This is a genomic window from Methylobacterium sp. J-077, assembly GCF_022829365.1.
GTDB lineage: Bacteria > Pseudomonadota > Alphaproteobacteria > Rhizobiales > Beijerinckiaceae > Methylobacterium.
In genome coordinates this window covers 42,301-66,695 of the sequence record NZ_JAKSYJ010000235.1, presented here as the reverse complement: position 1 = coordinate 66,695, position 24,395 = coordinate 42,301, and the positions used below count along the sequence as shown (strand labels likewise).

Annotated in this window: 20 protein-coding genes and 1 tRNA gene; 11 read left to right on the top strand and 10 right to left on the bottom strand. The window is 71.2% G+C overall.

Annotated elements, in window-relative coordinates:
- Nucleotides 1-496 precede the first annotated feature (496 nt).
- The 3 genes from MKL11_RS29680 to MKL11_RS29670 all read right to left on the bottom strand — a co-directional run bounded on the left by MKL11_RS29680 (nucleotide 497) and on the right by MKL11_RS29670 (nucleotide 5,324).
- Nucleotides 497-3,130 (bottom strand): AAA family ATPase, encoded by a 2,634-nt coding sequence (locus MKL11_RS29680; RefSeq protein ID WP_243950338.1) that lies wholly within the window; start codon nucleotides 3,128-3,130, stop codon nucleotides 497-499.
- A 4-nt stretch (nucleotides 3,131-3,134) separates the two neighbouring features.
- Nucleotides 3,135-4,262 (bottom strand): exonuclease SbcCD subunit D, encoded by a 1,128-nt coding sequence (locus MKL11_RS29675; RefSeq protein ID WP_243950336.1) that lies wholly within the window; start codon nucleotides 4,260-4,262, stop codon nucleotides 3,135-3,137.
- Between the two features lie 986 nt (nucleotides 4,263-5,248).
- Nucleotides 5,249-5,324 (bottom strand) — tRNA-Glu (locus MKL11_RS29670).
- A gap of 106 nt (nucleotides 5,325-5,430) precedes the next feature.
- On the opposite strand from MKL11_RS29670, the gene cobU reads away from it, so the two are divergent.
- From cobU to MKL11_RS29645, 5 genes are all read left to right on the top strand, one after another.
- Nucleotides 5,431-5,958: a bifunctional adenosylcobinamide kinase/adenosylcobinamide-phosphate guanylyltransferase gene (gene cobU / locus MKL11_RS29665; RefSeq protein ID WP_243950334.1), complete on the top strand. Its 528-nt coding sequence runs from the start codon at nucleotides 5,431-5,433 to the stop codon at nucleotides 5,956-5,958.
- Nucleotides 5,955-6,557: a cob(I)yrinic acid a,c-diamide adenosyltransferase gene (cobO, locus tag MKL11_RS29660; RefSeq protein WP_243950332.1), complete on the top strand. Its 603-nt coding sequence runs from the start codon at nucleotides 5,955-5,957 to the stop codon at nucleotides 6,555-6,557. The genes cobU and cobO overlap by 4 nt, the downstream gene beginning before the upstream one ends.
- Before the next feature lie 23 nt (nucleotides 6,558-6,580).
- Complete coding sequence (locus MKL11_RS29655) at nucleotides 6,581-8,023, top strand: cobyric acid synthase (RefSeq protein WP_243950330.1); 1,443 nt, start codon at nucleotides 6,581-6,583, stop codon at nucleotides 8,021-8,023.
- A 79-nt stretch (nucleotides 8,024-8,102) separates the two neighbouring features.
- Entirely contained in the window at nucleotides 8,103-9,452 is a 1,350-nt protein-coding gene (locus MKL11_RS29650; RefSeq protein WP_243950328.1) for an MFS transporter, read from the top strand.
- Nucleotides 9,453-9,553: 101 nt separating this feature from the next.
- Nucleotides 9,554-9,730 carry a hypothetical protein gene (locus tag MKL11_RS29645; protein WP_201025797.1) on the top strand — a complete coding sequence of 59 codons (177 nt, stop codon included), beginning with the start codon at nucleotides 9,554-9,556 and terminating at the stop codon, nucleotides 9,728-9,730.
- Between the two features lie 3 nt (nucleotides 9,731-9,733).
- Here the strand turns inward: MKL11_RS29645 and MKL11_RS29640 are convergent, their stop codons facing one another.
- Nucleotides 9,734-10,648, bottom strand: coding sequence for an NAD(P)-dependent oxidoreductase (locus MKL11_RS29640; protein ID WP_243950326.1), 915 nt, complete (start codon nucleotides 10,646-10,648; stop codon nucleotides 9,734-9,736).
- 50 nt (nucleotides 10,649-10,698) lie between these two features.
- Nucleotides 10,699-11,682, bottom strand: a complete 984-nt coding sequence (cbiB, locus tag MKL11_RS29635; protein ID WP_243950324.1) for an adenosylcobinamide-phosphate synthase CbiB — start codon at nucleotides 11,680-11,682, stop codon at nucleotides 10,699-10,701.
- Here cbiB and cobD point away from each other — a divergent pair.
- Entirely contained in the window at nucleotides 11,674-12,690 is a 1,017-nt protein-coding gene (cobD, locus tag MKL11_RS29630) for a threonine-phosphate decarboxylase CobD (protein WP_243950322.1), read from the top strand. The genes cbiB and cobD overlap by 9 nt on opposite strands.
- On the opposite strand, the gene MKL11_RS29625 is transcribed toward cobD, so the two are convergent.
- Complete coding sequence (locus MKL11_RS29625) at nucleotides 12,683-13,858, bottom strand: MFS transporter (RefSeq protein WP_243950319.1); 1,176 nt, start codon at nucleotides 13,856-13,858, stop codon at nucleotides 12,683-12,685. The genes cobD and MKL11_RS29625 overlap by 8 nt on opposite strands.
- Before the next feature lie 319 nt (nucleotides 13,859-14,177).
- Here MKL11_RS29625 and MKL11_RS29620 point away from each other — a divergent pair, with 319 nt between their 5' ends.
- The 3 genes from MKL11_RS29620 (at nucleotide 14,178) to MKL11_RS29610 (ending at nucleotide 17,700) form a co-directional block, all read left to right on the top strand.
- A complete protein-coding gene (locus MKL11_RS29620; protein WP_243950317.1) occupies nucleotides 14,178-14,369 on the top strand; it encodes a hypothetical protein in 192 nt (63 codons plus the stop codon).
- A gap of 261 nt (nucleotides 14,370-14,630) precedes the next feature.
- The gene (locus MKL11_RS29615) at nucleotides 14,631-16,040 is read left to right on the top strand and encodes a malonyl-CoA decarboxylase (RefSeq protein WP_243950314.1); all 1,410 of its coding nucleotides are present in this window, start codon (nucleotides 14,631-14,633) and stop codon (nucleotides 16,038-16,040) included.
- Nucleotides 16,041-16,191: 151 nt separating this feature from the next.
- Nucleotides 16,192-17,700: a malonate--CoA ligase gene (locus MKL11_RS29610; protein ID WP_243950312.1), complete on the top strand. Its 1,509-nt coding sequence runs from the start codon at nucleotides 16,192-16,194 to the stop codon at nucleotides 17,698-17,700.
- Nucleotides 17,701-17,748: 48 nt separating this feature from the next.
- Here MKL11_RS29610 and MKL11_RS29605 read toward each other — a convergent pair whose 3' ends face one another.
- From MKL11_RS29605 to MKL11_RS29590, 4 genes are all read right to left on the bottom strand, one after another.
- A complete protein-coding gene (locus MKL11_RS29605) occupies nucleotides 17,749-18,525 on the bottom strand; it encodes a hypothetical protein (RefSeq protein WP_243950310.1) in 777 nt (258 codons plus the stop codon).
- 91 nt (nucleotides 18,526-18,616) lie between these two features.
- Entirely contained in the window at nucleotides 18,617-18,988 is a 372-nt protein-coding gene (locus MKL11_RS29600; RefSeq protein WP_243950308.1) for a DUF3618 domain-containing protein, read from the bottom strand.
- Between the two features lie 5 nt (nucleotides 18,989-18,993).
- On the bottom strand, nucleotides 18,994-19,419 hold the full coding sequence (locus MKL11_RS29595) for a phage holin family protein (protein WP_243950305.1): 426 nt from the start codon (nucleotides 19,417-19,419) through the stop codon (nucleotides 18,994-18,996).
- A gap of 2 nt (nucleotides 19,420-19,421) precedes the next feature.
- On the bottom strand, nucleotides 19,422-19,919 hold the full coding sequence (locus MKL11_RS29590) for a hypothetical protein (protein WP_243950302.1): 498 nt from the start codon (nucleotides 19,917-19,919) through the stop codon (nucleotides 19,422-19,424).
- Nucleotides 19,920-20,369: 450 nt separating this feature from the next.
- On the opposite strand from MKL11_RS29590, the gene MKL11_RS29585 reads away from it, so the two are divergent.
- Both MKL11_RS29585 and glgX read left to right on the top strand, forming a co-directional pair.
- Nucleotides 20,370-21,791: a trehalose-6-phosphate synthase gene (locus MKL11_RS29585; protein WP_243950300.1), complete on the top strand. Its 1,422-nt coding sequence runs from the start codon at nucleotides 20,370-20,372 to the stop codon at nucleotides 21,789-21,791.
- A 371-nt stretch (nucleotides 21,792-22,162) separates the two neighbouring features.
- Nucleotides 22,163-24,283 carry a glycogen debranching protein GlgX gene (glgX, locus tag MKL11_RS29580; protein WP_243950298.1) on the top strand — a complete coding sequence of 707 codons (2,121 nt, stop codon included), beginning with the start codon at nucleotides 22,163-22,165 and terminating at the stop codon, nucleotides 24,281-24,283.
- Nucleotides 24,284-24,395 lie beyond the last annotated feature (112 nt).

Sequence of the window (24,395 nt, the reverse complement as noted above, 5' to 3'; positions counted from 1 at the left end):
TCAAGAACCGCGCCTGAGGCCAGCGCCTACGACGCCAAAGCTGGACGTCGGATCAGCTCAGCCGCACCGTACCGTACCCAGCTTGCGAAGGGGTCCCAATTGCACGCCGATCCGGGGTCCCATTCCAACGCCTTTTGACAGGATGGGGTTCCTGGAACGGGCGGAGGAGTGAACCGCAACCAATGCGGCGTGAGGGCGCCGACCATCGGACAGCGGCTGACAGAGGCTGGTGGTGGGGCGTACGGCCGGGAGGGACAGGGGGGGGGGATGGCGGTGCAGCCGGTGGGGTCTGCCTGGGGTCTAGGCGCACGCAGAAAGGGGTTCGATGCGATGTAGCCGGTGGGACACGCGCTCGACACGCCGAGCTGTGCGTCAAAGCGCCGTCCGGTCGCCTGAGTCCAAGACGCTGACGTACCCGCCGGTCACGAACTTCCTGACGTCAACCGTATCGTATTACGGCAGATAAGCTTCGACGGTCCTGCGTACTGACTGGATATCAGGCCATCCGCCGGATCGTGGCACCCGACTGCGCAAAGTCCCTTTCCCGGCAGGTGAGCACGAGGATCTGCAGGTTCCGCGCCGCGCGGTGCAGCACGAGGTGCATGCGCTCGAGGCGGCCCTCGTCCGTATTAACCAGCGCGTCGTCGAGGATCACGGCCGAAGGCTTGCCCGACCCGAGCAGGATCTCGGCGAGTGCCAGCCGGGTGATCACGGCGACTTGCTCCCGAGCACCGACGCTCAATGCCGTAAACGGCTCTTGATGCCCTCCGCGCACGAAGCCGGTCAGCTCGAGGGTGTCCTCGTTCAGGACGACCTCGGTGTCCGGCTGGATCAGGCGCAGGTAGGGCCTGACACGTTCTCGCACCGGGCCGAGCCAGCGATCTTTGGATTCGCGTTGCGCTTCCAGCAGCGTCTCGTGAAGCAGGCGCGCCGCGCTGCCCTCGCGTTCCTTCGCCTCCGCCTGTAGCCTGACTCGCTCCAACTTGCCTTCCACCTCGGCGAGCTGTTCCCCGAACCCGTCGCGACCCAAGGTTCTCAGCTCGACCTCCAATTCCCGCTGGGCCTGCCTCTGGCGCTCCAGGTCCTCCCTGACGGACCGCTCCGCCCGCTCGGCTTTCTGCAGCAGTAGCTCGGATCCGGTATCGACCGAGTCTGCGGCAGCGCGCGTCTCGGTCTCCACCTCCAACGCCGTCGCCAGGAACGCTACAGCCTCGGCCACCTGCGTGGCCAACTCGTCGTCCGTCGACTGCGCACGCACCTCGGCGAGTTCCCGCAGCCCCGCCTCGTAGTCGCGTCGGGCCGCCGCGGCCCTCTCGACCAGGGTAGCCGCCTCCGTGGCGGCCTGGTCCCGCACGGTACGCAGGTCCTCGACGTCCGACTCGATGCCCCTGACCGCGTCCCGAGCCTCCGTAACCACCCGACGCCTGTCGGCGAGGACGGACGGCGTCGCCGTCGCGAGCCGGTCCGAGACGTCCGGGGGCAGCGGCTGCCCTACAGAAGACCGCAGGCGGTCCGTCTCGTCCCGCAGCGGATCGAGGCCCCGCGGCGCAGCAGCCTCCACCGCCTTGCGCTCGGCGTCGGCATCTCGGGTCGCGTCGTCTCGAGCCCGAAGCGCGTCCGCCGCCGCCGCGACGCTCTCCGCGCGGACCGCCCGCAGAGCCTCTGCGAACGCGGCTTCGAGGCGTTCCGCGGCATGAGCCAGGGCTTCGACGCCGCCGCCCGGTCGCACCGTCAACGTCCCGAATCCGCGGAGATGCAGGGATGCGTCGCGGGTCAGCAGGAGTTCGCTCTCCGCCGGATGCGGAAGCCCGTCCACGGCAACGACAGCCGAGCCTTCGGGCCGGAACTCGATGCGTACGCTGGCCGCCTCGAGTTGGTAGCGGGCCCGGGCGCACTCCGCCTCGATGCGCTCGAGATCGGCGACCTGCGCCTTCGTGATCGAGATGTTCGCGGCGCGCGCGGCCGCCGCGCGGCGCCTCCGTTCCGCAGCCTCCGCCAGCGCGAGCTGCGCCTCGAGCCCCCGTAGGCTCTCGAGATCCCGACGCCGGCCCAGGGCCGCCTCGGTCGCGGCGGCCTCATCCACGGCGGCGGCATGCGCGGCCCTCGCGACCGCCAGACGTTTGTAGGCCAGGCGGACGGCGCCGTCGCGCCCGGCGGACATGGTCCTCGCCTGCTCGGCGACCCGTTCGGCCTCGGCCAGCTCGGCCTTGGCCCGCGTCGCCTTCGCCACGAGGGCTTGGCGCGCGGCCGAGCGCTCCGCCGCGTTGTCGCGCTCGCGCTCCGTCCTCCGGGCCTCCGCTCCCGCCTGCGCGCACGCTGCGCGCATCTCGTCGACGCGGGACGCGTCCGCCCGGGCCTTCTCCAGGGCCGCGACCGCGCGGGGCAGCCGCTCCTCGCGCTCGATACGCTCGATCGCGGCGTGCACGGCACCGAGCTTCTCCACCTTCTCGTGGAGGCCAGCCAGGCGGGAGCGTAGGCCGTCGCGCTCGGCGCCGAGAGATGCCACCTCATCCTGGAGGCCCTTCAGGATCCCGCGGGGCCGGCCGGTTTGGGTCCACGCCGCGTTGCGTCGCCCCTCCGCCTTTGCGAGGAGTGCCCGACCGCGCTCCCCGCCGACCATCTGCCCGACTTCGCTCTCGAGCGCCGAGGCGACACTCTCGCGACCCGCGCCCACGCCAAGCGACCGATGCGCGGCCCCCTGGTCGACCCAGCAGAGTCCATAGATCCCCTGGTGCTCCTCGGGCTTCGAACCGCCCCGGCCCGGGTGGGTGAACCCGAGAAGGGTGGCGAGGCGCTCTTCCGCGTCGTCATTGAGGTATCGTTCGCCGGGTCCCCGTAGCTCGGCCTCCGGCTTCTGGCAGAAAGCCTTGCGTAGGCGCCAGGCTAGACCCGCGACCTCGAAGTCGATGGCTATCTCCGGCCGAACCGCCTGATTGTAGGGCAACATCGCGTTGGCGACGTCACCGGAGATGCGATGGCGCTCGAACAGGGCCGCGCGCAAGGCCGCCAGGACGGTCGACTTCCCGGCCTCGTTGTCACCGACGATGACGTTCAGGCCGTCCTCCAATCCGTCGACGACGACGTGGCCGAGCTTGCGGAAGTCGCGGATCTCGATTCGGCGGAGCTGCATGGCGTCAGGCGTCCGAGGTCCCGAGGTGGTCGAGGTAGAGCATGCGAAGGGCCGTGCGCGCCGTGTCCCGCTCCGGATGCGCCGGATCGGACGCCTTCAGGCGGAGGCGTTCGACGGCGAGCCGGACGAATCCGGCGGTGTCGATGGCATCGAGGTCGTCCGCGGTCGGTTCGTCGCGCAGGGCGGTGTCATCGACCTCGAGGTGATGGACCCGCGCCTCCCATCGGCGGAGCTCGGCCTCGAGGCGCCGGCGCTCGCCGAGACTGACGCTTCCACTCAGGAGCAGGTGGATGACGCAGCATCGATGCTCCTGCGTCAACGCGTCGAGCGCCTGCAGCGCCTTCCCGCAGGTGCCGTCGAGCAACTCGACATCGAGGCGGATCCAGCAATAGTGCCCGACCGGTATCGCATCGACCCGCTCCGGCGCGCCGACCCCGTCGAGCTCAACCAGCTGAACGAGGCCGGAGGCATTGGCCTTGTGGCGGTCGGGCTCGGGCGCTCCCGCATACCAGGTGCGGGGGGCGATCTTGAGCGCCCCGTGCCAGTCGCCCAGGGCGAGGTAGCAGAGCCTGGCCTTCGCCGCCCGGTCCTGAGGGATCTCGTTAGCGGAATCGGCCTTGTCGGGCAGCCGGCCGGCGACTGCGCCATGCGCCAGCCCGATCCGGCAACTATCCTCGGGCGAGGGGGCGACATCGAACCACTCCGTCTGGTCGAGCGCCTCGCGGCGCCGACGTAGGGGCGCCGGCAACACGGTAGCGCGTCCCCGCCATCGATCCACGGGGATAGGGCGATCCGCGATCACGATGTTGCTGGGCAGGTCCATGCCGCGTAGGCGGGTCCAGACGCTGTGCGCGAGGGCGGCGTCGTGGTTGCCGGGGAGGAAGACCCATGTGCCCTGGAAGGGCTTTAACGCCTCGACGGTGCGCACCAACGTGCGTTCCGAGACGTCGTTGCTGTCGAACGCGTCGCCCGCCACTAGGATGGCGTCGACCTCGTTCGCCCACCCGACCTCGGCGATGCGCTCGACGGTCTTGATCCTCTGTCCGCGCAAGTCGGCGCCCGGGTCACCGGTGAAATTCGCGAAAGCCTTGCCGATCTGCCAGTCGGCTGTGTGTATGAAGCGGAAAGCCACGAATTCCACCTAACGTTGCACAGTGAGCGTACAGCAAAGCTTCGTTCCGTCGCTACGAGAACAGATCACGAATCTCTGTCGGCCCATCCTCGCACTCGCTTCTTCGCGGTAGGCCTGCAACGCCGCGGACCTCGCCGGTGCAAGCGTTCGGGATCGCGGTCTCGGCGACGACGAGATGCTTGTCCTTCAGTTCGTCTGTGCCGAGCGCATAGACCTGAAGTTCGAGCCTGCTCTTGCCCTGCCTCTGGAAGCGGCCCTCCAGCGGTGCCCAGGCGAAGGCGGGGGCGGACAGGAGGGTGACGAGGGCGATCAGGCTGATCGTCTCGTCCTCGAACGGGCGGTCAGAGTCGGCGTCGAGGTGAGGTCAGTGGTGATGGCGTGGGGCATGGGATCGACGTCTCCGCGGCTCGTACGGAGCCGCGGAGAGGGTTTCCCGTAAGCCACCCGAAAATTTACAGCTGCGCGCCGATTTCGTCGCGGCGGACCGACGCACGGCCCGCGTCGACCCCAACGGATGGAGTACGCGCAGCAACCGCTGACATCCCGATTTGCATTGCGTTTGCACCTCAGGCCTCGCGGAGACAATGATAGATAATGTCCCGACCGCAGGTCGTTCAAACTCCTGCGCGTCGCACAGAGTGCCTGTAGGAGCAGGGGCCGTAGCCCATGTTGCCGCACAGCCTCATCGGGCGCGGTGCTCGATCCACATCGCCCGCCCACCGGTCGGCATCGAAATGGCATTCGGCCCGGCCCGGCTTTGGGTCAACAGACCAGAGACCTGTGGCCGCATTTGGGGTGATCGACGGACGAGGGCCGGGAGCGGTCAGGATGATGCTGCGGGACTGGCAATCCGAGCGAGTGGCACCGTGAGGATCATACACCCGCGGATCCCCACGAATGGTCACGAACCTCGACAGATTTTCCGTATATTTTCCGTACGACCCGCCGTCACAGGGCCAAAATTTGAGTTAAGTGCTTGATTTTGTTGGCGCGCCCTACGGGAATCGAACCCGTGTTTTCGCCGTGAAAGGGCGACGTCCTGGACCGCTAGACGAAGGGCGCTTTGGTTAGGCCGGGGTTCTATAGTCGGCGGCGGGGCGTCCGGCAACCGTCGATCCGCATGCGGGCTCCGGTTTGACCGCGGGGCGGGTTGGAGCGATGGAGGGGCATGGTGCAGATCCCGCCCCGCATGACCCTCGTCCTCGGCGGGGCGCGCTCCGGCAAGAGCGCCTACGCGGAGAGGCTGATCGAGGCCTGCCCCGGCCCGTGGCTGTATCTCGCCACCGCGCAGGCCTTCGACGACGAGATGGTCGCGCGCATCGGCCAGCACCGCGCCCGGCGCGCCGAGCCGTGGCGCACCCGCGACGTGCCGCTCGCCCTGCCGGAGGCGGTGGCGGCCGCGGAGGGGCCCGTCCTGGTCGATTGCCTCACCCTCTGGCTCACCAACCTGATCCTGGCGGAGGCCGACCTGGAGGATGCCGTGGCTCGGCTGCTCGCCGCCTGTGCGCGGGCGCCGGGGCCGCTGGTGCTGGTCGGCAACGAGGTCGGGCTCGGGATCGTGCCGGACAATGCGCTCGCCCGCCGCTTCCGCGACGAGGCCGGGCGCCTGCACCAGCGGCTCGCCGCCCGGGCCGACCGGGTCGTGCTCACCGTGGCCGGGCTGCCGCTCATCGTCAAACCAGGAGCGCCCGCATGAGCGACGACGTGACCCGCCACCGCGAGAAGATGGAGAAGCGCAAGGCCGTGCAGGACGCCGAGGTGGCGGGGAAGACCGTCGAGAAGGGCCTGCTCCTAGTCCATACCGGCCCCGGCAAGGGCAAGAGCACGGCGGCGCTCGGGCTGATGCTGCGGGCGCTCGGCCGCGGCTGGCGGGTCGGCATGGTGCAGTTCATCAAGGGCGGCTGGGACACGGGCGAGCGCCACGCGGTCGCGGCCTTCGGCGACCGGGTCGCCTGGCATACGCTCGGGGAGGGGTTCACCTGGGAGACCCAGGACAAGGCCCGGGACATCGCCGCCTGCCGCCACGCCTGGGCCGTGGCCGAGGGCCTGATGGCCGATCCCACGATCCGCCTGCTCGTCCTCGACGAGCTCAACATCGCGCTCCGCTACGACTATCTCGACCTCGACGCCGTGGTCGCCGCCCTGCGAGCCCGCCGGCCGGACCTGCACGTCGTCGTCACCGGCCGCAACGCCAAGCCGGCCCTGATCGAGGCCGCCGACCTCGTCACCGAGATGGGCAGCGTGAAGCACCACTTTTCCGCCGGCGTGAAGGCCCAGGAGGGGATCGAGTTCTGAGCCCGCGCCCGAAAAAGGCCCTGATGATCCAGGGCACCGGCTCCGATGTCGGCAAGTCGCTGCTGGTGGCGGGGCTGGCGCGCGCCTTCACCGACCGGGGCTTGGCGGTGCGCCCGTTCAAGCCGCAGAACATGTCGAACAACGCCGCCGTCACCCTGGATGGCGGCGAGATCGGGCGCGCCCAGGCACTCCAGGCCCGGGCCGCCCGGGTGCCGCCCTCCGTGCACATGAACCCGGTGCTGCTGAAGCCCCAGAGCGAGGTCGGCTCCCAGGTGGTGGTGCAGGGGCGGATGGTCGCCACCGTGAAGGCCCGCGACTACCAGGCCTGGAAGCCCCGGCTGATGCAATCCGTCCTGGAAAGTTTTTCGCACCTGGCCGCGGAAGCCGACCTCGTGCTGGTCGAGGGCGCGGGCTCGGCCTCGGAGGTGAATCTCCGGGCCGGCGACATCGCCAATATGGGCTTTGCCCGCACCACCGACACGCCGGTGGTGCTGGTCGGCGACATCGACCGGGGCGGGGTGATCGCGAGCCTGGTCGGCACGAAGGTGGTGATCGATCCCGCCGACGCCGCGATGATCGCTGGCTTCATCGTCAACCGCTTCCGCGGTGACCCGAGCCTGTTCGCCGACGGGATGCGGCTGATCGCCCAGCGGACCGGATGGGCGGCGCTCGGCCTCGTGCCGCATTTCCCCGCGGCCGCGCGCCTGCCGGCCGAGGACGTGCTCGGGCTCGCGGGCTCCGGGCCGCGCCCGGCCGGGACCGTCACGGTGGCGGTGCCGGTGCTGCCGCGCATCGCCAATTTCGACGATCTCGACCCGCTTCGCGCCGAGCCCGGCGTGTCGGTGGTGCTGGTGCGGCCCGGAACGCCGATCCCCGCGGAGGCCGCCCTGGTGCTGCTGCCGGGCTCCAAGACCACGATCGACGACCTAGAGGCTTTCCGCCGAGAGGGCTGGGATATCGACCTGCGCGCCCATGTCCGCCGGGGCGGCCGGGTGCTCGGGCTCTGCGGCGGCTACCAGATGCTGGGAAAATCCCTCGCCGATCCGCACGGGATCGAGGGGGCGCCGCGCACGGTGCCGGGCCTCGGGCTCCTCGACGTCGAGACCGTGATGACACCCGACAAGCGGCTGGCCGAAGCCACCGGCACGAGCCTGGCCGATGCGGTGCCGTTCTCGGGCTACGAGATGCATATCGGCACGACCCAGGGCCCCGACGCGGCCCGGCCGCTGCTGCGGCTCTCCGACGGGCGCACCGACGGGGCGGTCTCGGCGGATGGCTTGGTGGCCGGGACCTACGTGCACGGCCTGTTCGCGCACGATGCCCAGCGCGCCGCCTGGCTCGCCCGCCTCGGCACGATCTCGGAGGGATCCGGCTACGAGGCCGGGGTCGAGGCGGCCCTCGACGACCTCGCGCGACACATCGCGGCCCATGTCGACTGCGACCGGCTCCTGGCGCTTGCCCGGTAGGCGAGGGCCGGGCCAGGGATTACTCTGGGTAATGCCGGCCCTCGCCACGAGGGGCCGCACGGGTCCAGAGGAACGCCAGATGCCCCCCACGCAGCCCCCGGTCGACGAGGCGTTTGCCGAGAGCACCGTCCGCACGGTGACCCTGCGGCTGATGCCGCTGCTCGGCCTGCTCTACCTGATCGCCTATATCGACCGGCAGAACGTGTCCTACGCCAAGCTGGACATGGTCGGCAGCCTGGGGCTCAGCGAGACCGCCTACGGGCTCGGCGCATCGCTGTTCTTCCTCGGCTACTTCCTGTTCGAGGTGCCCGCCAACGTGTTCCTGGAGCGGGTCGGCGCCCGGATCTGGTTCGCCCGGATCATGTTCACCTGGGGCGTCGTCACGCTGCTGCTCGGCTTCACCCAGAACGCCACGATGTTCTACATGCTGCGCTTCCTGCTCGGTGTTTCCGAGGCCGGCTTCTTCCCCGGCGTGCTGTTCGCGCTCACCCTCTGGTTCCCGCAGGCGCACCGGGCGCGGATGGTCGGCCTGTTCATGATCGCCAGCGCGGTGGCCAACGCGGTCGGGGCGGCGATCGGCGGCGCGCTGCTCGGCCTCGACGGGGTCCTGGGGCTGGCTGGCTGGCAATGGGTGTTCCTGGCCACGGGGGTGCCGGCGATCGTGATGACCGCGATCGTGCTGCTGATCCTTCCGGACGGGCCCGAGACGGCGCCCTGGCTGTCCCAGGACCAGCGCGACTGGCTCGCCCGCACGCTCCGGGCCGAGCGGGAGGGCGGCAGCCTCGTGGATCACGGCAATCCGTTCGCGGCGCTCCTCGACAAGCGCGTGCTGATGCTGGCCGGGGTCTACGTCTCGCTGCCGCTGGCCGCCTACGGCCTCGGTTACTGGCTGCCCACGGTGGTCAAGGGGTTCGGGGTCTCGAACCTGACCAACGGCCTCCTCAACATCATCCCGTGGGTGGCCACGGCTTTCGCCCTGTGGTGGGTCCCCCGTCACGCCGCCCGCACCGGCGCCCAGGGCAACGCCCTGACCTGGCACGTAGTCGGGCCGGCCCTGGTCGGAGCGGCCGGCCTCGCGCTCAGCGTCGTCCTGCCGGGCAACGCCGTGAAGTTCGCCTGCCTGTGCGTGGCGGCGGCCGGGACGTTTTCGGCCCAGCCGGTGTTCTGGTCGATGCCCGCGACCTTCCTGCGCGGGGCCACGGCGGCGGCCGGGATTGCGGCGATCAACTCGGTGGGCAATCTCGGCGGGTTCGTCGCGCAGAACATGGTCCCGTTCATCCGCGACCAGACCCAGAGCGACCTCGTGCCGATGCTGTTCCTGTCCGCCTGCCTGGCGATCGGCGCCGGACTGATGTTCATCGTACTCTCCGCCCTGCGGCGAGACGCGGCCAAACGCGCGGCGGCGCCGACGGTAGCTCGGACGGCCTGAACATCGGTCGAATCCGTGCGTTATCCTTCATAATGCTGGTTCATCCGGCATGATGATGCAATCCCGCGCCCCTGCGGAACATCGTCGAGGAGGATACCGCGATGAGTGAAGGCATTCCGCTTCTGTTTCTCGCCCTGGGGACCCTGGGCGGGGTCTGGTTTCTGGCCGCAGCGGCCCGGAAGCAGGTCGCCGACGCCAAGGGCTCTCCGGAACGCTCGAGCGTGATCCGCGACCATGGCGGCGCACCGCGGGCGAATATGCCGGGTACGGAACACTGACCCTCAGCCGGCGGCGATCCGCCGGCAGTGGTCGAGGGCGGCGCCGATCAGGTTGTCGCTGGCCTCCGGGGTGCGGAAGGCCGAATGCGCCGAGAGGACGACGTTCGGCAGGGACGCCAGCGGATGGTCGGCGGGCAGCGGCTCGACCGTGAACACGTCGAGCCCGGCCCGGGCGATCCGCCCGGCGCGGAGGGCGTCCACCAAGGCGGGCTCGTCGATCAGCGCGCCCCGGGCGGTGTTGACCAGGATCGCGCCGGGCTTGAGGGCAGCGATGCGGGCGGCCGACAGGAAGCCACGGGTCTCGTCGGTCAGGAGCAGATGGAGCGAGACCACGTCGCTCTCGGCCAGCAATTGCTCCAGAGGCACGAATGCGACCTCCGGATGCGTTTTCGGGGTCCGGTTCCAGGCCAGCACCCGCAGGCCGGCGCCGCGGCAGAGCCGCGCCATCTCGGCCGCGATCCCGCCGAAGCCGATGAGCCCGATCGTCTTGCCGGTGAGCTGGATCGCCTCGGTGCGGAGCCAGCGCCCCGCCCGCATCGCCCGGTCCATCTCGGGCAGGCCCCGGGCGGCGGCCCAGAGCAGCGCGAAGGCGCATTCCGCCACCGCGGTGTCGCCGTAGCCCTTGATGGTGTGGACCGTGATGCCGAGCTCGGCCTGGAGCGCCTCCGGGTCCATGTAGCTGCGCGCGCCGGTGCCGAGGAACACTGCGTGCCGCAGGTCCGGGCAGGCGCGGGCCACGTCGAGGGGGAGGGCGGTGTGGTCGATCACCGCGATCTCCGCCCCGGCGAGCAGGCCGGGCAGGTCCTCCGGGGTGATGTCGGGCCGGAGGTTGATCGTGAAGGGCGGATCGTCCGGCCGCAGCAGGCGGCGCGCCACCGCCGCCAGGGTCTCGCTGGCATCGACGAACACCGCGCGCATCGGCTTCTCCTTGGTCCCTCGGGCGACCGTAGCGAGGCCGCGCCGCCGGGTCAGCCCATGACGACGAGCCCGAGGGCGAGCAGCGCCAGCACGAGGCCGCCCTGGAGCAGGCAGGCCGTGCGGTACAGGGTCAGCGCCCGGGCGATGTCGTCGGCCGTGGCCTCGGCCCGTCCGTCGCCCATATGGGCGTCGGGGACGCGGGTACCGCCGTAGACCCGCGGGCCGGCAAGCCGCAGGCCGAGCGCCCCGGCCATGGCGGCCTCGGGCCAGCCGGCATTGGGCGAGCGATGGCGGCCGGCGTCGCGGGCCATCGCCCGGAGCGCGCCGCGCGCATCGGCGCCGCGCAGGCCGGCCGCCCCGACGATCAGCAGGCCGGCGAGCCGCGAGGCCGGCAGGTTCACCAGATCGTCGAGCCGGGCCGCGGCCCAGCCGAAGGCGGCGTAGCGCGGGGTGCGGTGGCCGATCATGCTGTCGGCGGTGTTGATCGCCTTGTAGAGCGCGCCGCCGGGCAGGCCGAGGCCGCCGATCCAGAAGGACGGCGCCACGATCCCGTCGGAAAAATTCTCCGCCAGGCTCTCGATCGCGGCGCGGCAGACCGCCGGCGCGTCGAGCTGGTCCGGATCGCGCCCGACGATCATCGCCACGGCCCGGCGCCCGGCCTCCAGGCCGCCGTCGCGCAGGGCGGTCTCCACCGCCGCGACATGGTCGTTGAGGCTGCGCTGCGCCGGCAGGCTCGCGCAGAGCAGGCCGAGGAGCAGGAGGGCGGGGAAGGGGCCGGCCCAGAGGCTGAGCCCGGTGAGCGCCCAGGCCGGCAGCCCCGTGACCGCCAGAAGAAGCACCAGCGCGACACAGCCGGCGATCCGGCGGCGGCGCTCGGAGCCGCGGTTCAGGCCGCGTTCCAGCCAAGAGATCAGCCGGCCGATCCAGGTGACAGGGTGGCCGATGGCCCTGTAGAGCGCGTCCGGGTAGCCGGACGCCGCCTCGATCCCGAGGGCGAGGGCGAGGATGGCGAGCGTATCGGGCGGATGGACCATCGTTTCTGGAATTCCGCTCCGGAGCCGGGGACAATCCCCCATGGCGGCGATCTCGGAGAACTGCGTCGCGCCTTTCCCGAGGCGCCGGAGCCCTGGCTCGACCTCTCGACGGGGATCAACCCGGTCCCGTATCCCGTGCCGCCGGTGGAGGCCAGCGCCTGGACGCGGCTCCCCGCCGCCGCCGAGGTCGAAGCCCTGCGGGAGGCGGCTGCTTCGGCCTACGGCGCACCCGATGCGACCCATGTCGTGTCCGCCCCCGGCACCCAGATCCTGATCGAGACCCTGCCCCGGCTCGTGGCCCCGACCCGGGTCGCGGTCATCGGCCCGACCTATGCCGAGCACGAAGCCGCCTGGGTGCGGGCCGGGCACGCGGTGACGCCGGTCGACGGCATCGCGGCGACCGGCGACGCGGCCGTGGTGGTGCTGGTCGATCCGAACAACCCGGACGGGCGGACCCATCCGCGGCCTGAGCGCCTCGCCCTGGCGGACGCGCTGCGAGCCCGCGGCGGCCTGCTGGTCGCGGACGAGGCTTTTGCGGATCTTGAGCCGGTGTCGAGCCTGTGCCCGCATGCAGAGCCGGGGCTCGTGGTTTTGCGCTCCTTCGGCAAGACTTACGGGCTCGCCGGCCTGCGCCTCGGCTTCGCGATCGCCGACCCCGGGACGGCGGACCGGATCGCCACGGCGCTCGGCCCCTGGGCGGTGTCGGGGCCGGCCCTGGCGATCGGGCGGGCGGCCCTGTCGGATACGGCGTGGCGCGCGGAGGCCGCCCGGGCGCGGGCGGCGGATGCGGAGCGCCTCGACCGGCTGATCGCCCGCGGTGGCGGCACGATCGTCGGCGGCACCAGCCTGTTCCGCACCGCCGATTTCCCCGACGGGCCGGGCCTGTACCGGCGGCTCGCGCAAGCCGGGATCGCGGTCCGGCGCTTCCCCGAGCGGCCCGCGCGCCTGCGCTTCGGCCTGCCGGCCGGGAAGGCGGCGTGGTGCCGCCTGTCGCGGGTGCTCAAGTAGCCGGCGTCGCCGGCCCGTGCGGATCGCGGGCCGCCACCAGCACGGCGAGCGCCGAGAAGGCCAGCCCCACCGCGCAGACCCCCGGCCAGCCGACCACCAGGAAGGCCTGCGAGCCGGCGAAGGCGCCGAGCGCCCCGAACACGAACAGGGTCGTGAACAGCACGGTGTTGATCCGGCCCCGCGCCCCGGGGACCAGGGCGTAGGCCCGGGTCTGGTTGGCGATGAGCGCGCCATTCATGCCGATATCGATCAGCAGGACGCCGAACGCCACCGCGACCAGCGACCACGTGCCTCCGGCCCAGAGCACCAGGAACGACAGGGCGACCATCAGGCTGCCGCCGAGCACCACCGGCTTCGCGCCGCGCGTGTCGGTGAACCGGCCCGACAAGGGCGCCACGAAGGCGCCGCAGACGCCGATCACCCCGAACAAACCCGCCCCGGCGGCGGAGAGCCCGAAGGGCGGGTTCTCCACCAGCAGCGCCAGGGTCGCCCAGAAGGCGTTGAACGCGGCAAACAGCAGCGCCTGCGACAGGCTCGCGGTGCGCAGCACCGGCTGCGACCGGGCGAGATGGAGGATCGACAGCATCAGCGCGCGGTAGCGCAGGGGATGGGTCTGGGGCGTGTGCGGCAGGGTCGCCCGGGCGATGCCCGCCATGGCGAGGGCGAGCAGCGAGGCGGCCAGGAACACCGCGCGCCAGCCGAGATGCGCCCCCAGAAACCCGCTCGCCGTGCGGGCGAGCAGGATGCCGGTGAGCAGCCCGGTCATCACCTGGCCGACGATCCGCCCGCGGCTCGCATCGGGGGCGAGCTCGGCCGCGAACGGCACCGCCTGCTGCGCCGCGCAGGCGAGCACGCCGACGACGAGGTGGGCGAGCGCCAGGCAGGCGAGGTTCGGGGCGAGGCCCACGGCGAGCAGCGCCACTGCGAGGCCGAGGCATTGCCAGACGATCAGGCGACGGCGGGGCAGGGCGTCGCCCAGGGGCACCAGCCCGATGATGCCGAGCCCGTAGCCGACGAGCGCCGTGGTCGGCACCCACAGGGCCGCGGCGTCGCCGAATTCGGACACGATCAGCCCGAGCAGCGGCTGGTTGTAATAGATGTTGGCGACCGCCCCGCCGGCGATCAGCGTCAGGCCGAGCCGGGCCTTCGCGTCGAGCGGGGTCGTCACGACAGGGTCGGGGGCGGCCAGGCGTGCCGCCGCTTCAGGGCCGTCATGGGGGCCATCGTGGGATCCGTGTCGGGAAGGGAGGGCTGAGACCGATACGGGCAGGGCGCGTCCTCCGGCAAGCGCCGGGGCTGCAGCCCTCGGTCACGCCCCGCGCCCCTTCACCGGCCAACGGCTCGCACCATATGCGATCGACGCGGTTCCGGCCGTCCGCGTCCCGGGCGTCGAACCCAAACTTGCTGGTTCGTCAGCCCGATGCGGTTTCGGGGCCGGGTTCGTTCCGTGCGGCCGCGTCCGGAACCACCGCAGCAGGGAGTACGGGATGCCGAACTACCGCGTCGAGTTTGCCAAAGAAATCCTCGGGGTGCCCTTCACGATCGGGTCCGTCGCGATCCTGCGGGCCCGCGATCCGGAGCGCGCCCGCCGGGCGGCCGAACTTCGCTTCGCCCGCCAGCACGGCCTCGGCGACTGGCGGGAGCTGGCCGACCTCGCCACCGTGGCCGAGCGGCTCTGACCGGACGGGACCGGCCCGTCACATCACCGTCGTAACGCGACCGCAGGCTGCACGTTTGGGGCGCTCCGCGGCCGCTCAAGCTCTGGTCGCCGCGCCCGTGCCGCCGTAGAATGGCAGGCGGAACCGCGGATCTGAGCCGACCGGCCTGAACAGGCCCGGCTCGTTCCGGTTCGGCAGGTCCGCGCGCCTCCGATCGACGAGCCGGCGTCGCGGGTCCGGGTGCGCTTCGGGTCCGGTCCGACAGGGGTCAGTGCGAGGGTCATGGCGGCGATCTCCTTCTTCGGCGACCTGCTCCAGACCATCAGCGAGCGCGGCCGCGACCTGATCGGGATCGGGCGCGGCGACATCGGCGGCCGGGCCAATGCGGGCGAGCTGGTCAAGCTGTGCGAGGACCTGATCTCCCGGCGCGGCGAGGCCTCCGGGGTGGCTTTGGCCCGGCTGATCCTCGACCGCTACGCCAGCTTCGGCCAGGCGGAGCGCCACGCCTTCCTGCGGGCGATCGCGCTGGATTTCGACGCGGACCACGCCGCAGTCGACGAGGCGATCGCCGCCTACCGGTCCGACCCGACCCGGGCCCGCCTCGCCACCCTGCACGAAGCCGCCGAGCCGCGCAGCCAGGAGTTGATCCGCCGCCTCAACCTCGCCCGCGGCGGCACGCTCAGCCTCGTGCGGATGCGCGAGGACCTGTTCGACCTGCGCAAGGCGCTGCGCACCGGCGATGAAGCCGACCCCGCCGTGCTGGACGCCGTCGACAGCCTCGATTCCGATTTCGAGCACCTGTTCGCCTCCTGGTTCAACCGGGGCTTCCTGGTGCTGCGGCACATCGACTGGACCACGCCCGCCCATATCCTGGAGAAGATCATCCGGTATGAGGCGGTGCACGCGATCTCCGGCTGGGACGACCTGCGCGCCCGGATCGAGCCGCCGGACCGGCGCTGCTTCGCCTTCTTCCACCCGGCGCTCTCCGACGAGCCGCTGATCTTCGTGGAGGTGGCGCTCACCGAACAGGTCGCGCCGGCCATCGCCCCGATCCTGTCGCGGGAGCGCAAGCCGCTGCAGCCGCGGGCGGCGACCACGGCGATCTTCTACTCGATCTCCAACTGCCAGAAGGGGCTGGCCGGCGTCACCTTCGGCAATTTCCTGATCAAGCAGGTGGTCGAGGACCTCACCCGCGAGGTGCCCTCGCTCAAGACCTTCGTGACCCTCTCGCCGGTGCCGGGCTTCGCCGCCTGGCTCGCCCGGGAGCGCCGGGCCGACAGCCCGCAGGGGCTGCTGCCCGAGGACGTGGAGGTGCTGCGGGCGCTGGACGACCCGGACTGGCCCGCCGACAAGGCCCGGGCCGACGCGGTGCGCAAGGCGCTGATCCCGGCCGCAGCCGCCTATTTCCTGCGCGCCAAGAACGAGCGCGGGCGCCCGCTCGACCCGGTGGCCCGGTTCCACCTCGGCAACGGCGCCCGCCTGGACCGGATCAACTTCCTCGGCGACACGTCGAAGAAGGGCTTGGCCCAGTCGCACGGGCTGATGGTGAACTACCTCTACGACCTCGCGGCGATCGAGAAGAACCACGAGACCTACGCCAATCTCGGCACCGTGGCGGCCTCGCCGGCGGTGACCCGGGAGTTGCGCGCTAAGCTGCCGCCGCCGCGGGCGGTGGTGCTGGCCGAGGCTTGAGGCCGAGCCTTCCCCACCCTGCAGGAGATGCCGGTTCGGGCATAGGCGGCCCGTGAACGTCATGGCGGAGCGCCGGCCCCGATTGCGGGGCGATCGGGAACGGTTCTATGGCTGCCCGAACCCTGCGGCCCGTGATAGCTCAAGCCTCACGATGACGAACCATCTCTTCTCCCTGGTCCGGGACGGCGTCCCCGATCCTGCCAAGACCGTGATCGAGACCCCGGAGGGACGCCGCTACAGCTACGCGGACCTGATCGCCCGCTCCGGCGCCTACGCGGCGGCCCTGCAGGCGGCGGGCGTGCGGCCCGGTGACCGGGTGGCGGTCCAGGTCGAGAAGAGCCCCGAGGTGATCTTCCTCTATCTCGGGGTGGTACGCGCCGGCGCCGCGTTCCTGCCGCTCAACACCGCCTACACCCCGGCGGAGATCGGATATTTTCTGGGTGATGCCGAGCCGACGATCTTCGTCTGCGATCCGGGCCGGCGCGAGGCCCTGGCGCAGGCCGCCTCGGGCATCCGCGCGGTCTGGACCCTGGATGCGGCGGGGTCCGGCAGCGCGGCCGAGGCCGCCGACCGGCAGGAGACGGAGTTCGCGGACGTGCCCCGGGGTCCGGACGACCTCGCGGCGATCCTCTACACCTCGGGCACCACCGGGCGCTCCAAGGGCGCCATGCTCAGCCACGACAACCTCGCGTCGAATGCTCGCACGCTCGTGGATGTCTGGCGCTTTACCGAAGACGACGTGCTGATCCACGCCCTGCCGGTGTTCCACACCCACGGCCTGTTCGTGGCGACCAACACGGTGCTGGCGAGCGGCGGCACCATGCTGTTCCTGCCGCGCCTCGACCCAAAACTGATCCTGAGCCTGATGGGTCGGGCGACCGCCCTGATGGGTGTGCCGACTTTCTACACGCGTCTCCTCAAGGAGCCGGGCCTCACCCCCGAGGCGGCCAAGGGCATGCGCCTGTTCGTGTCGGGCTCGGCGCCGCTGCTCGCCGAGACGCACCGGGAGTGGCAGGCCCGCACCGGCCACGCCATCCTTGAGCGCTACGGCATGACCGAGACCAACATGAGCACCTCGAACCCCTACGCGGGGGACCGGGTCGCCGGCACGGTGGGCTTCCCCCTGCCGGGCGTGTCCCTGCGGGTGGTCGATCCGGAGAATGGCGTGGCGCTGGGACCGGACGCGGTCGGGATGATCGAGGTGAAGGGCCCGAACGTGTTCAAGGGCTACTGGCGCATGCCCGAGAAGACCGAAGCCGAGTTCCGGTCGGACGGCTTCTTCATCACCGGCGACCTCGGCAAGGTCGATGCCCGGGGCTACGTCCACATCGTCGGGCGCGGCAAGGACCTGATCATCTCGGGGGGCTTCAACGTCTACCCGAAGGAGGTGGAGACCGAGATCGACGCCCTGCCCGGCGTGGTCGAATCCGCCGTGATCGGTCTGGCACACCCGGATTTCGGCGAGGCGGTCACCGCCGTCGTGGTCGGCGGGACGGACGCCCCGGACGAGGCCGGGGTGCTGGCGGCCCTGGAGGGGCGGCTCGCCCGGTTCAAATGCCCCAAGCGCGTGCTGTTCGTGGACGAACTGCCGCGCAACACCATGGGCAAGGTACAAAAAAACCTGCTCCGGGAGACCCATGCGGGGCTGTATCGGGCGTAAAAGAAACCGCCCGCTGGCTGCGAGGCCAGCGGGCGGGGGACTTCGTCGTCAGAGGTTGTGCGCGGTCCGCTCGTTCTCCGGCGGCGTGTGCCCGTCGGACTCCGTGGCCTTGCGGACCGCCGCGTTGAGGTTGTCCGGATCGAGGGCGGTCTGGACGAACTCGCGGCCCATATTGGTCACCTCGCGGGCGTAGCGCAGGCCCTGGTCGCGAACCTCGTCGGCCCAGGGGCCGATATTGCGGTCCTCCTGACGGGTCCGGGGCAGCAGGGCGCCGAGCAGCAGACCGGCGGCGACGCCGACAACGCCGACCAGCAGCGGGTTGTCATCCACGAACCGCTCGACCGCGCTGCGGCCGCGCTGCAGCCCGTCGATGCCCTGGGTGGTGATGTCGTCGAGCGCCCGCAGGTTGCGCTTGTGCAGCGCGCCGGCGCGCTCCTTGGCCTCGTCATAGACCGAGGCGGCACGGGCCCGGGCCTGGTCGGCGGCACCGCCGAGGCGGCCACCGATATCGTCGGCCAACTCCGACACGGTCTGGCGCGCCTGCCCGGCGAGGTCGCTGGCGCGATCACCCACAGCCTGTGCACCGCCCTTCACGGAGGCGGCGGCATCGATCGGGCGCGTCGCGGCGCCGGGGGGAAGCGGATCGTGCAGGCCGCGCGGGTCGGGGCGAAGGGTGAAGTCGCCGGCCGCCTCGCCGGGGGCCGGGCGCGGATCGCCGTGTCCGGCCGGATCAGGCCGCAAGCCGGTATCGCCGGAGCCGGTCGGCATGCCGGCCTGGGCGGCGAGCTGTTCGGGGAGGCTGGACGGGGTCGGCTTGTCGGTCATGGCGGGGTCCTCGGATGTCCGTCTCGGCGCCGCGCGGGGGCGTCGCCCATCCCGGCCATCGGGCCGGGCTCGAATCGTCACGTCTCGGGCGTCAGATGTCGGTCTTCTCGAAAGGATCGCGAAGCGGGCGCGCCGTCGGCAGGTCGGGGTCGTAACCGCGGGCCGTGCCAGTGTTGAGCGTGGCCACGCGCTCGGCCGAGACCTGGGTGCGGCGGCGCTCGGCATCCCGGGCCATCCGGTTGAACAGCAGCCCCACCCCGGCGGCGATCAGCAGGACCGGCACGGGATTGCGGCGCACCGCCTCCAGGGCACCGTCATAGACGCCGCTCAGCGCGGGGGTGCGCCGGGCGTTGCCCAGCATCTCGTCCACGATGTTCGGGACCGAGAGCTTCCCCTGGATCTGGTCGATCGTGTCGTCGAGCCGCGCTCGGCTCGCCTCGATTTCCTTTTCGAGGTCGGTCATCGAACTCATCCGGATACGCGCTCCGACAGGGCCTGGGCATCCTGGCGCACTTGGCGCGTCGTGCGCGTCGGCGCCAGGGTGGAAAGGGACAAGACGCTGCGCGCCCACAGGGCCATGCCGACGGCGATGGCCAGCAGCACGCCGCCGACGATCAGGGCCGAGAGCCACTCGGAACCAACGATCGTGGCGAGCCACTTCACGAAGGCGCCGATCAGGACCAGCAGGGCGACCACGGCGAACACCGCCGAGCCGACCATGCAGGCCAAGCCGATGATGAGCTGGCGGACATTGCCCGCCATCTCGGCGCGGAACAGCGCGATCTCCTTGCGGGCGAGCTCGTTGGTCTCTCGCAGGGCGTCGCCGATCAGGCTCTGGATGCTGGAAGCGCCGGCGGACGGGCCGGCTTGGCGCGGATCAGGTCCCTGGGCCATGGTCAGGCCCGGAAGCTGTCGCGGGCGTCGCCGTCGGGCGCGTCCGGCGGCAGGCTCGACGACTTGATGAACCGGGCGGCGATCAGGCCGGCCACGAAGGTGCCGACCGCCACCGCCACCGGCGCGCGCCGCGCGAAGGCCTCGGCCTCGCCGTAGAAGTCGCCGAGGCTGCGGCGCTCGATCGAGGAGCCGAGCTGCTCCAGCCCGTCGGCGGCGCTGTCGAAGAAGGCGCGCACATGCGGCTTGTCGCCGAGGTCGCGGCCGGAATTGCGGATCGTCTGCGCCAGATCGTTGACCGACTGCGCCGCGTCGCTCTTGCGCCGCTCGACGTAGTCCTGGGCCTGGAGACGCGCCGCGTCGATCAGTCCGCGGCCGCGCTCGGCGGCCTCGTCGGCCAGACCCTCGACGTCGCCCTGGAGGGCGCGCCACTGGGGGCGCTCGCCGGGGCCATCGTGCAGCGGATCCTTCTGCGGATCCTGCGGGAACTCGTTGCCGGCCATCTCGAAAACACTCCTCGCGGCGCAGGGATGGCGCCGCTCGCGGCGACCGCGGCCCCCGCGATGGCTGAGTAACCGGCTCGGCTGTCACCGGTTCCGGTCCGTTCCGACAGACGGGAACCGGCGGGGCCGCGGCCATCGCTCAGCCGGCGTTCAGGCGCGGTCTGGCAGAACGGCCGCGCTTGCACAACGGCAACGCTTCGGCGGCCATTCAGCACGGCGCGGGCTTCCACGCGCGGAGCCCGCGAAGGCTGGCCGGGCCGGCGGAACAGGGCGGCGATCCTGTCCGGCGCGGCGGCGTGCTCGACTTGACCCGCGCCCGGCTTCACGCTTGGGTTGCCCCGACAAAGGATCGCGCAGGGACTCCGCGCGTTCTGCTATAAGATGAAGTCCCGATGCAGGTGCGGCGAGATCCTCGACTCGACCCGCGCCCATGATCCGGAGCCGACCCGCGTGGCACGCCTTGTGATCGTATCGAACCGCGTCGCCATCCCGGAGGATAGCGGCAAGGCGGTCGCGGCGGGTGGCCTCGCGGTCGCCGTGAAGGAGGCGTTCACCGCCTACGAGGGGTTGTGGTTCGGCTGGAGCGGCAACATCACGGAGGAGCCCTCCGAGGAGCCGACCCTGATCGACCGCGGCCGGGTCCAGTACGCCGTGGTCGACCTCTCGCCCCAGGACCACCTGGAATATTACGCCGGCTTCGCGAATCGGGCCCTGTGGCCGATCATGCATTACCGGCTGGGGCTGGGCGCCTTCTCGCGCTCCGATTACGCCGGCTATTGCCGCGTCAACCGGACCTTCGCCCGGGCGCTCGCCAAGCTGGTCGAGCCCGACGACATCATCTGGGTGCACGATTACCACCTGCTGCCGCTGGCCGCGGAGCTGCGCGGCCTCGGGCTCGACAACCCGATCGGCTATTTCCACCACATCCCCTGGCCCGCCGCCGACGTGTTCAACTCGCTGCCGGCGAGCACCGAATTGCTGCGCGCCATCGTCGATTACGATCTGATCGGCCTGCAGACCGAGGCCGATGTCCAGAACCTTCAGCGCAACCTCGTCGACACCCAGCGGGCGATCCCGCTCGGCGGCGGCTCGCTGATGGTCGACGGGCGCCGCACCCGGATCCGCGCCTTCCCGATCGGCATCGACGTCGCCGGCTTCAAGGAGGCCGCCGAGAAGGCCAATGCCAACAAGGTGGTCCGCGAGACCATGGCGGGCCTGCGCACCCGCAAGCTGCTGATCGGCGTCGACCGGCTCGACTACTCCAAGGGCGTGTCCGAGCGGATGGAGGCGGTGGAGAGCTTCTTCGCCTCGAACCCGGACCAGCGCGGCAACGTCACCTACATCCAGATCACCCCGAAATCCCGCAGCGAGGTGCCGGAATACGAGCAGCTCGCCCGGGACGTGAACGAGAAGGTCGGCGAGATCAACGGCGCGCTCGGCGACCCGGCCTGGACGCCGATCCAGTACATCACCAAGGCCTATCCGCGGCCGGTGCTGGCCGGCCTGTACCGGGCGGCCCGGGTCGGCCTGGTCACGCCGATGCGCGACGGCATGAACCTCGTCGCCAAGGAATACGTGGTCGCGCAGAGCGAGGACGATCCCGGCGTGCTGGTCCTGTCGAAATTCGCCGGCGCGGCCCGGCAGATGCCGGAGGCGCTGCTGGTCAACCCCTATGACCGCTTCGAGGTCGCCGAGGCGATCCGCTCCGCCCTGTACATGCCCAAGGCCGAGCGGCTCGCCCGCTGGAAGCCGATGGTCGAGCGCATGACCCGCGAGGACGTCGATTGGTGGGCGCGCAACTTCCTGGCGGAGCTGGAGAATTTCCGCACGATGGAGCGCGAGGCGCCGACGACGGCCGCGGCCGCCGAGTAGGCGGTTCTTTTGCTCTGATGCCGACGATGTCGATGCTGCCTTGATGCGCCATCGCCCTTGCAGGCTGCGCCGCGCCCCCTCTCCCGTGCGGGAGAGGGTTGAAGTGAGGGACCAGGGTTCTCCGGAAAAGTCGCAGACTTCTCCCGGCTCCCTGCGAGAGCAAACCTCTCCCGCACGGGAGAGGGGACCCGCGCCTCATGCGGGTTTCGACGTGACCGCATTCCCCGTGCAGATCGGCATCGCTCGCGGGCTTTGCGGTGGCGGGGAAAAGCGCAGCCTTCTCCCTGACTTGCCGCAGGCCCCGATGGTCGACCTCGCCCTCCGGTGCCGGCACGCGCATCGGCCAACCCTCAAAAAACCGGACCCCGCCCATGATCGCCGTCGATGACGGGGTGCCGGCGCCGCTCGGCGCGCATTTCGACGGGCGCGGGGTCAACTTCGCCCTGTTCTCCGAGCACGCCACCGCGGTCGATATCTGCCTGTTCGAGCCGGGCGAGCGGCACGAGACCCGCACGGTCCGGCTGCCCTGCCGCACCGACGACGTCTGGCACGGCTACCTGCGCGGGGTGCTGCCGGGCCAGCTCTACGGCTACCGGGTGCACGGCCCCTGGGACCCGGGCAACGGCCACCGGTTCAACGCCTCGAAGCTGGTGCTCGACCCCTATGCCCGCGAGATCCGCGGCCGGATCCGCTGGCACGACGCGCTCTACGGCCATCGCCGGGCCGGCGACAACCGCCGGGAAGACCGGATCGACCGGCGCGACAGCGCGGTCTACATGCCCAAGGGCGTGGTCACCGCCCCCGAGGTGCCCGATCTCGCGCTGGCCCCCCTGCGCCGGCCGCTCACCGAGACGGTCATCTACGAGGCCCACGTCAAGGCGCTGACCCGGACCCATCCGGACATCCCGGAGGCCGAGCGCGGCACCTACGCGGCGCTCGCCCACCCGGCGATCATCGAACACCTGGTCAAGCTCGGGGTCACCGCCCTGGAGCTGCTGCCGATCCAGGCTTTTGCCGACGACCGCTTTCTGGTCGAGAAGGGGCTCGTCAATTTCTGGGGCTATCAGCCCCTCAATTACTTCGCCCCGGATCCGCGCTATCTCGGGGAGGGCGGCCTGGGCGGCCTCAAGGCGGCGATCCGCGAGCTGAACGCCGCCGGGATCGAGACCTGGCTCGACGTGGTCTACAACCACACCGCCGAGGGCGACCACAGCGGCCCGACCCTGTCGTTCCGCGGCATCGACAATGCCAGCTATTACAAGCTCGACCCCGCCGACCGGCGCCGCACCGTCGATTGCACCGGCTGCGGCAACACCTTCGACGTGAGCCACCCGCGGGTGATGCAGCTGGTGCTGGATTCCCTGCGCCACTGGGTCACCGCCTACGGCATCGCAGGGTTCCGGTTCGACCTCGCCTCGAGCCTCGGGCGCGCGCCCCTCGCGTTCACCCCGCAGGCGGCCTTCTTCCAGGCGGTGGCGCAGGATCCGGTGCTGGCCCGGGTCAAGATGGTGGCCGAGCCCTGGGACATCGGGGAGGGCGGCTACCAGCTCGGCGGCTACCCGCGCGGCTGGAGCGAGTGGAACGACAAGTTCCGCGACGCCGCGCGCGGCTTCTGGAAGGGCGATTCCGGCACCCTGGCGAAGCTGACCCAGGGGCTGACCGGCTCGCGCGAGGTCTTCGCCCCGTCCCGGCGCTCGCCGCTGGCCAGCGTCAACTTCATCGCCAGCCACGACGGCTACACCCTGGCCGACACGGTGGCCTACGAGCGGAAGCACAACGAGGCCAACGGCGAGGACAATCGCGACGGCCACAACCACAATGTCAGCTGCCACTACGGCGTCGAGGGCGACACCGACGATCCGGCGATCCTGGCCGTGCGCGCCCGCCAGAAGCGCAACATGCTGGCCACCGTGATGCTGGCCCAGGGCGTGCCGATGCTGCTGATGGGCGACGAGCGCTCGCGCAGCCAGGGCGGCAACAACAACGCCTACGCCCAGGACAACCCGATCAGCTGGATGGACTGGACCAGCGACCCGGATCCCCGGCTCACCGATTTCGTGGCGAACCTCCTGGCCCTGCGCCGGGCCCAGCCGGCCCTGCGGCGGCGCAGCTTCTTCACCGGCGCCCCGGTCGGCCCGGACGCGCCCTTGCGGGACGTGCACTGGCTCGCCCCCGAGGGCACCGAGATGGAGAACCGCCATTGGGCCGATGACGGCCTGCAGGTGTTCGGCATGCAGATCGGCAATGACGGAGCCGGCGACCGCCTGCTGCTCCTGTTCAATGCAGCGGAGGGCGCCCGCGACTTCCGCCTCGCCCCGGTGATCGGCGGCCCCTGGCAGCCGGTCTTCGATACCGGCGCGGCCACCGGCACGGTCCCGCCGGGCGCCCCGTCCTACGGGCCGGACGACGCGGTGCCGCTGCCGGGCCGCTCGGTCCTGGTGCTCACCGCGGCGGGCGCCGAAGTGCGGGGCGGGTGGGTGCCGGCGGGTTGAGCCGGTTCGAATCGGAAACAGACCGTCATTGCGAGCGCAGCGAAGCAACCCAGGGCAGCGCGCGCTTCCCGAACGTGGCGGATCCCTGGGTTGCTTCGCTGCGCTCGCAATG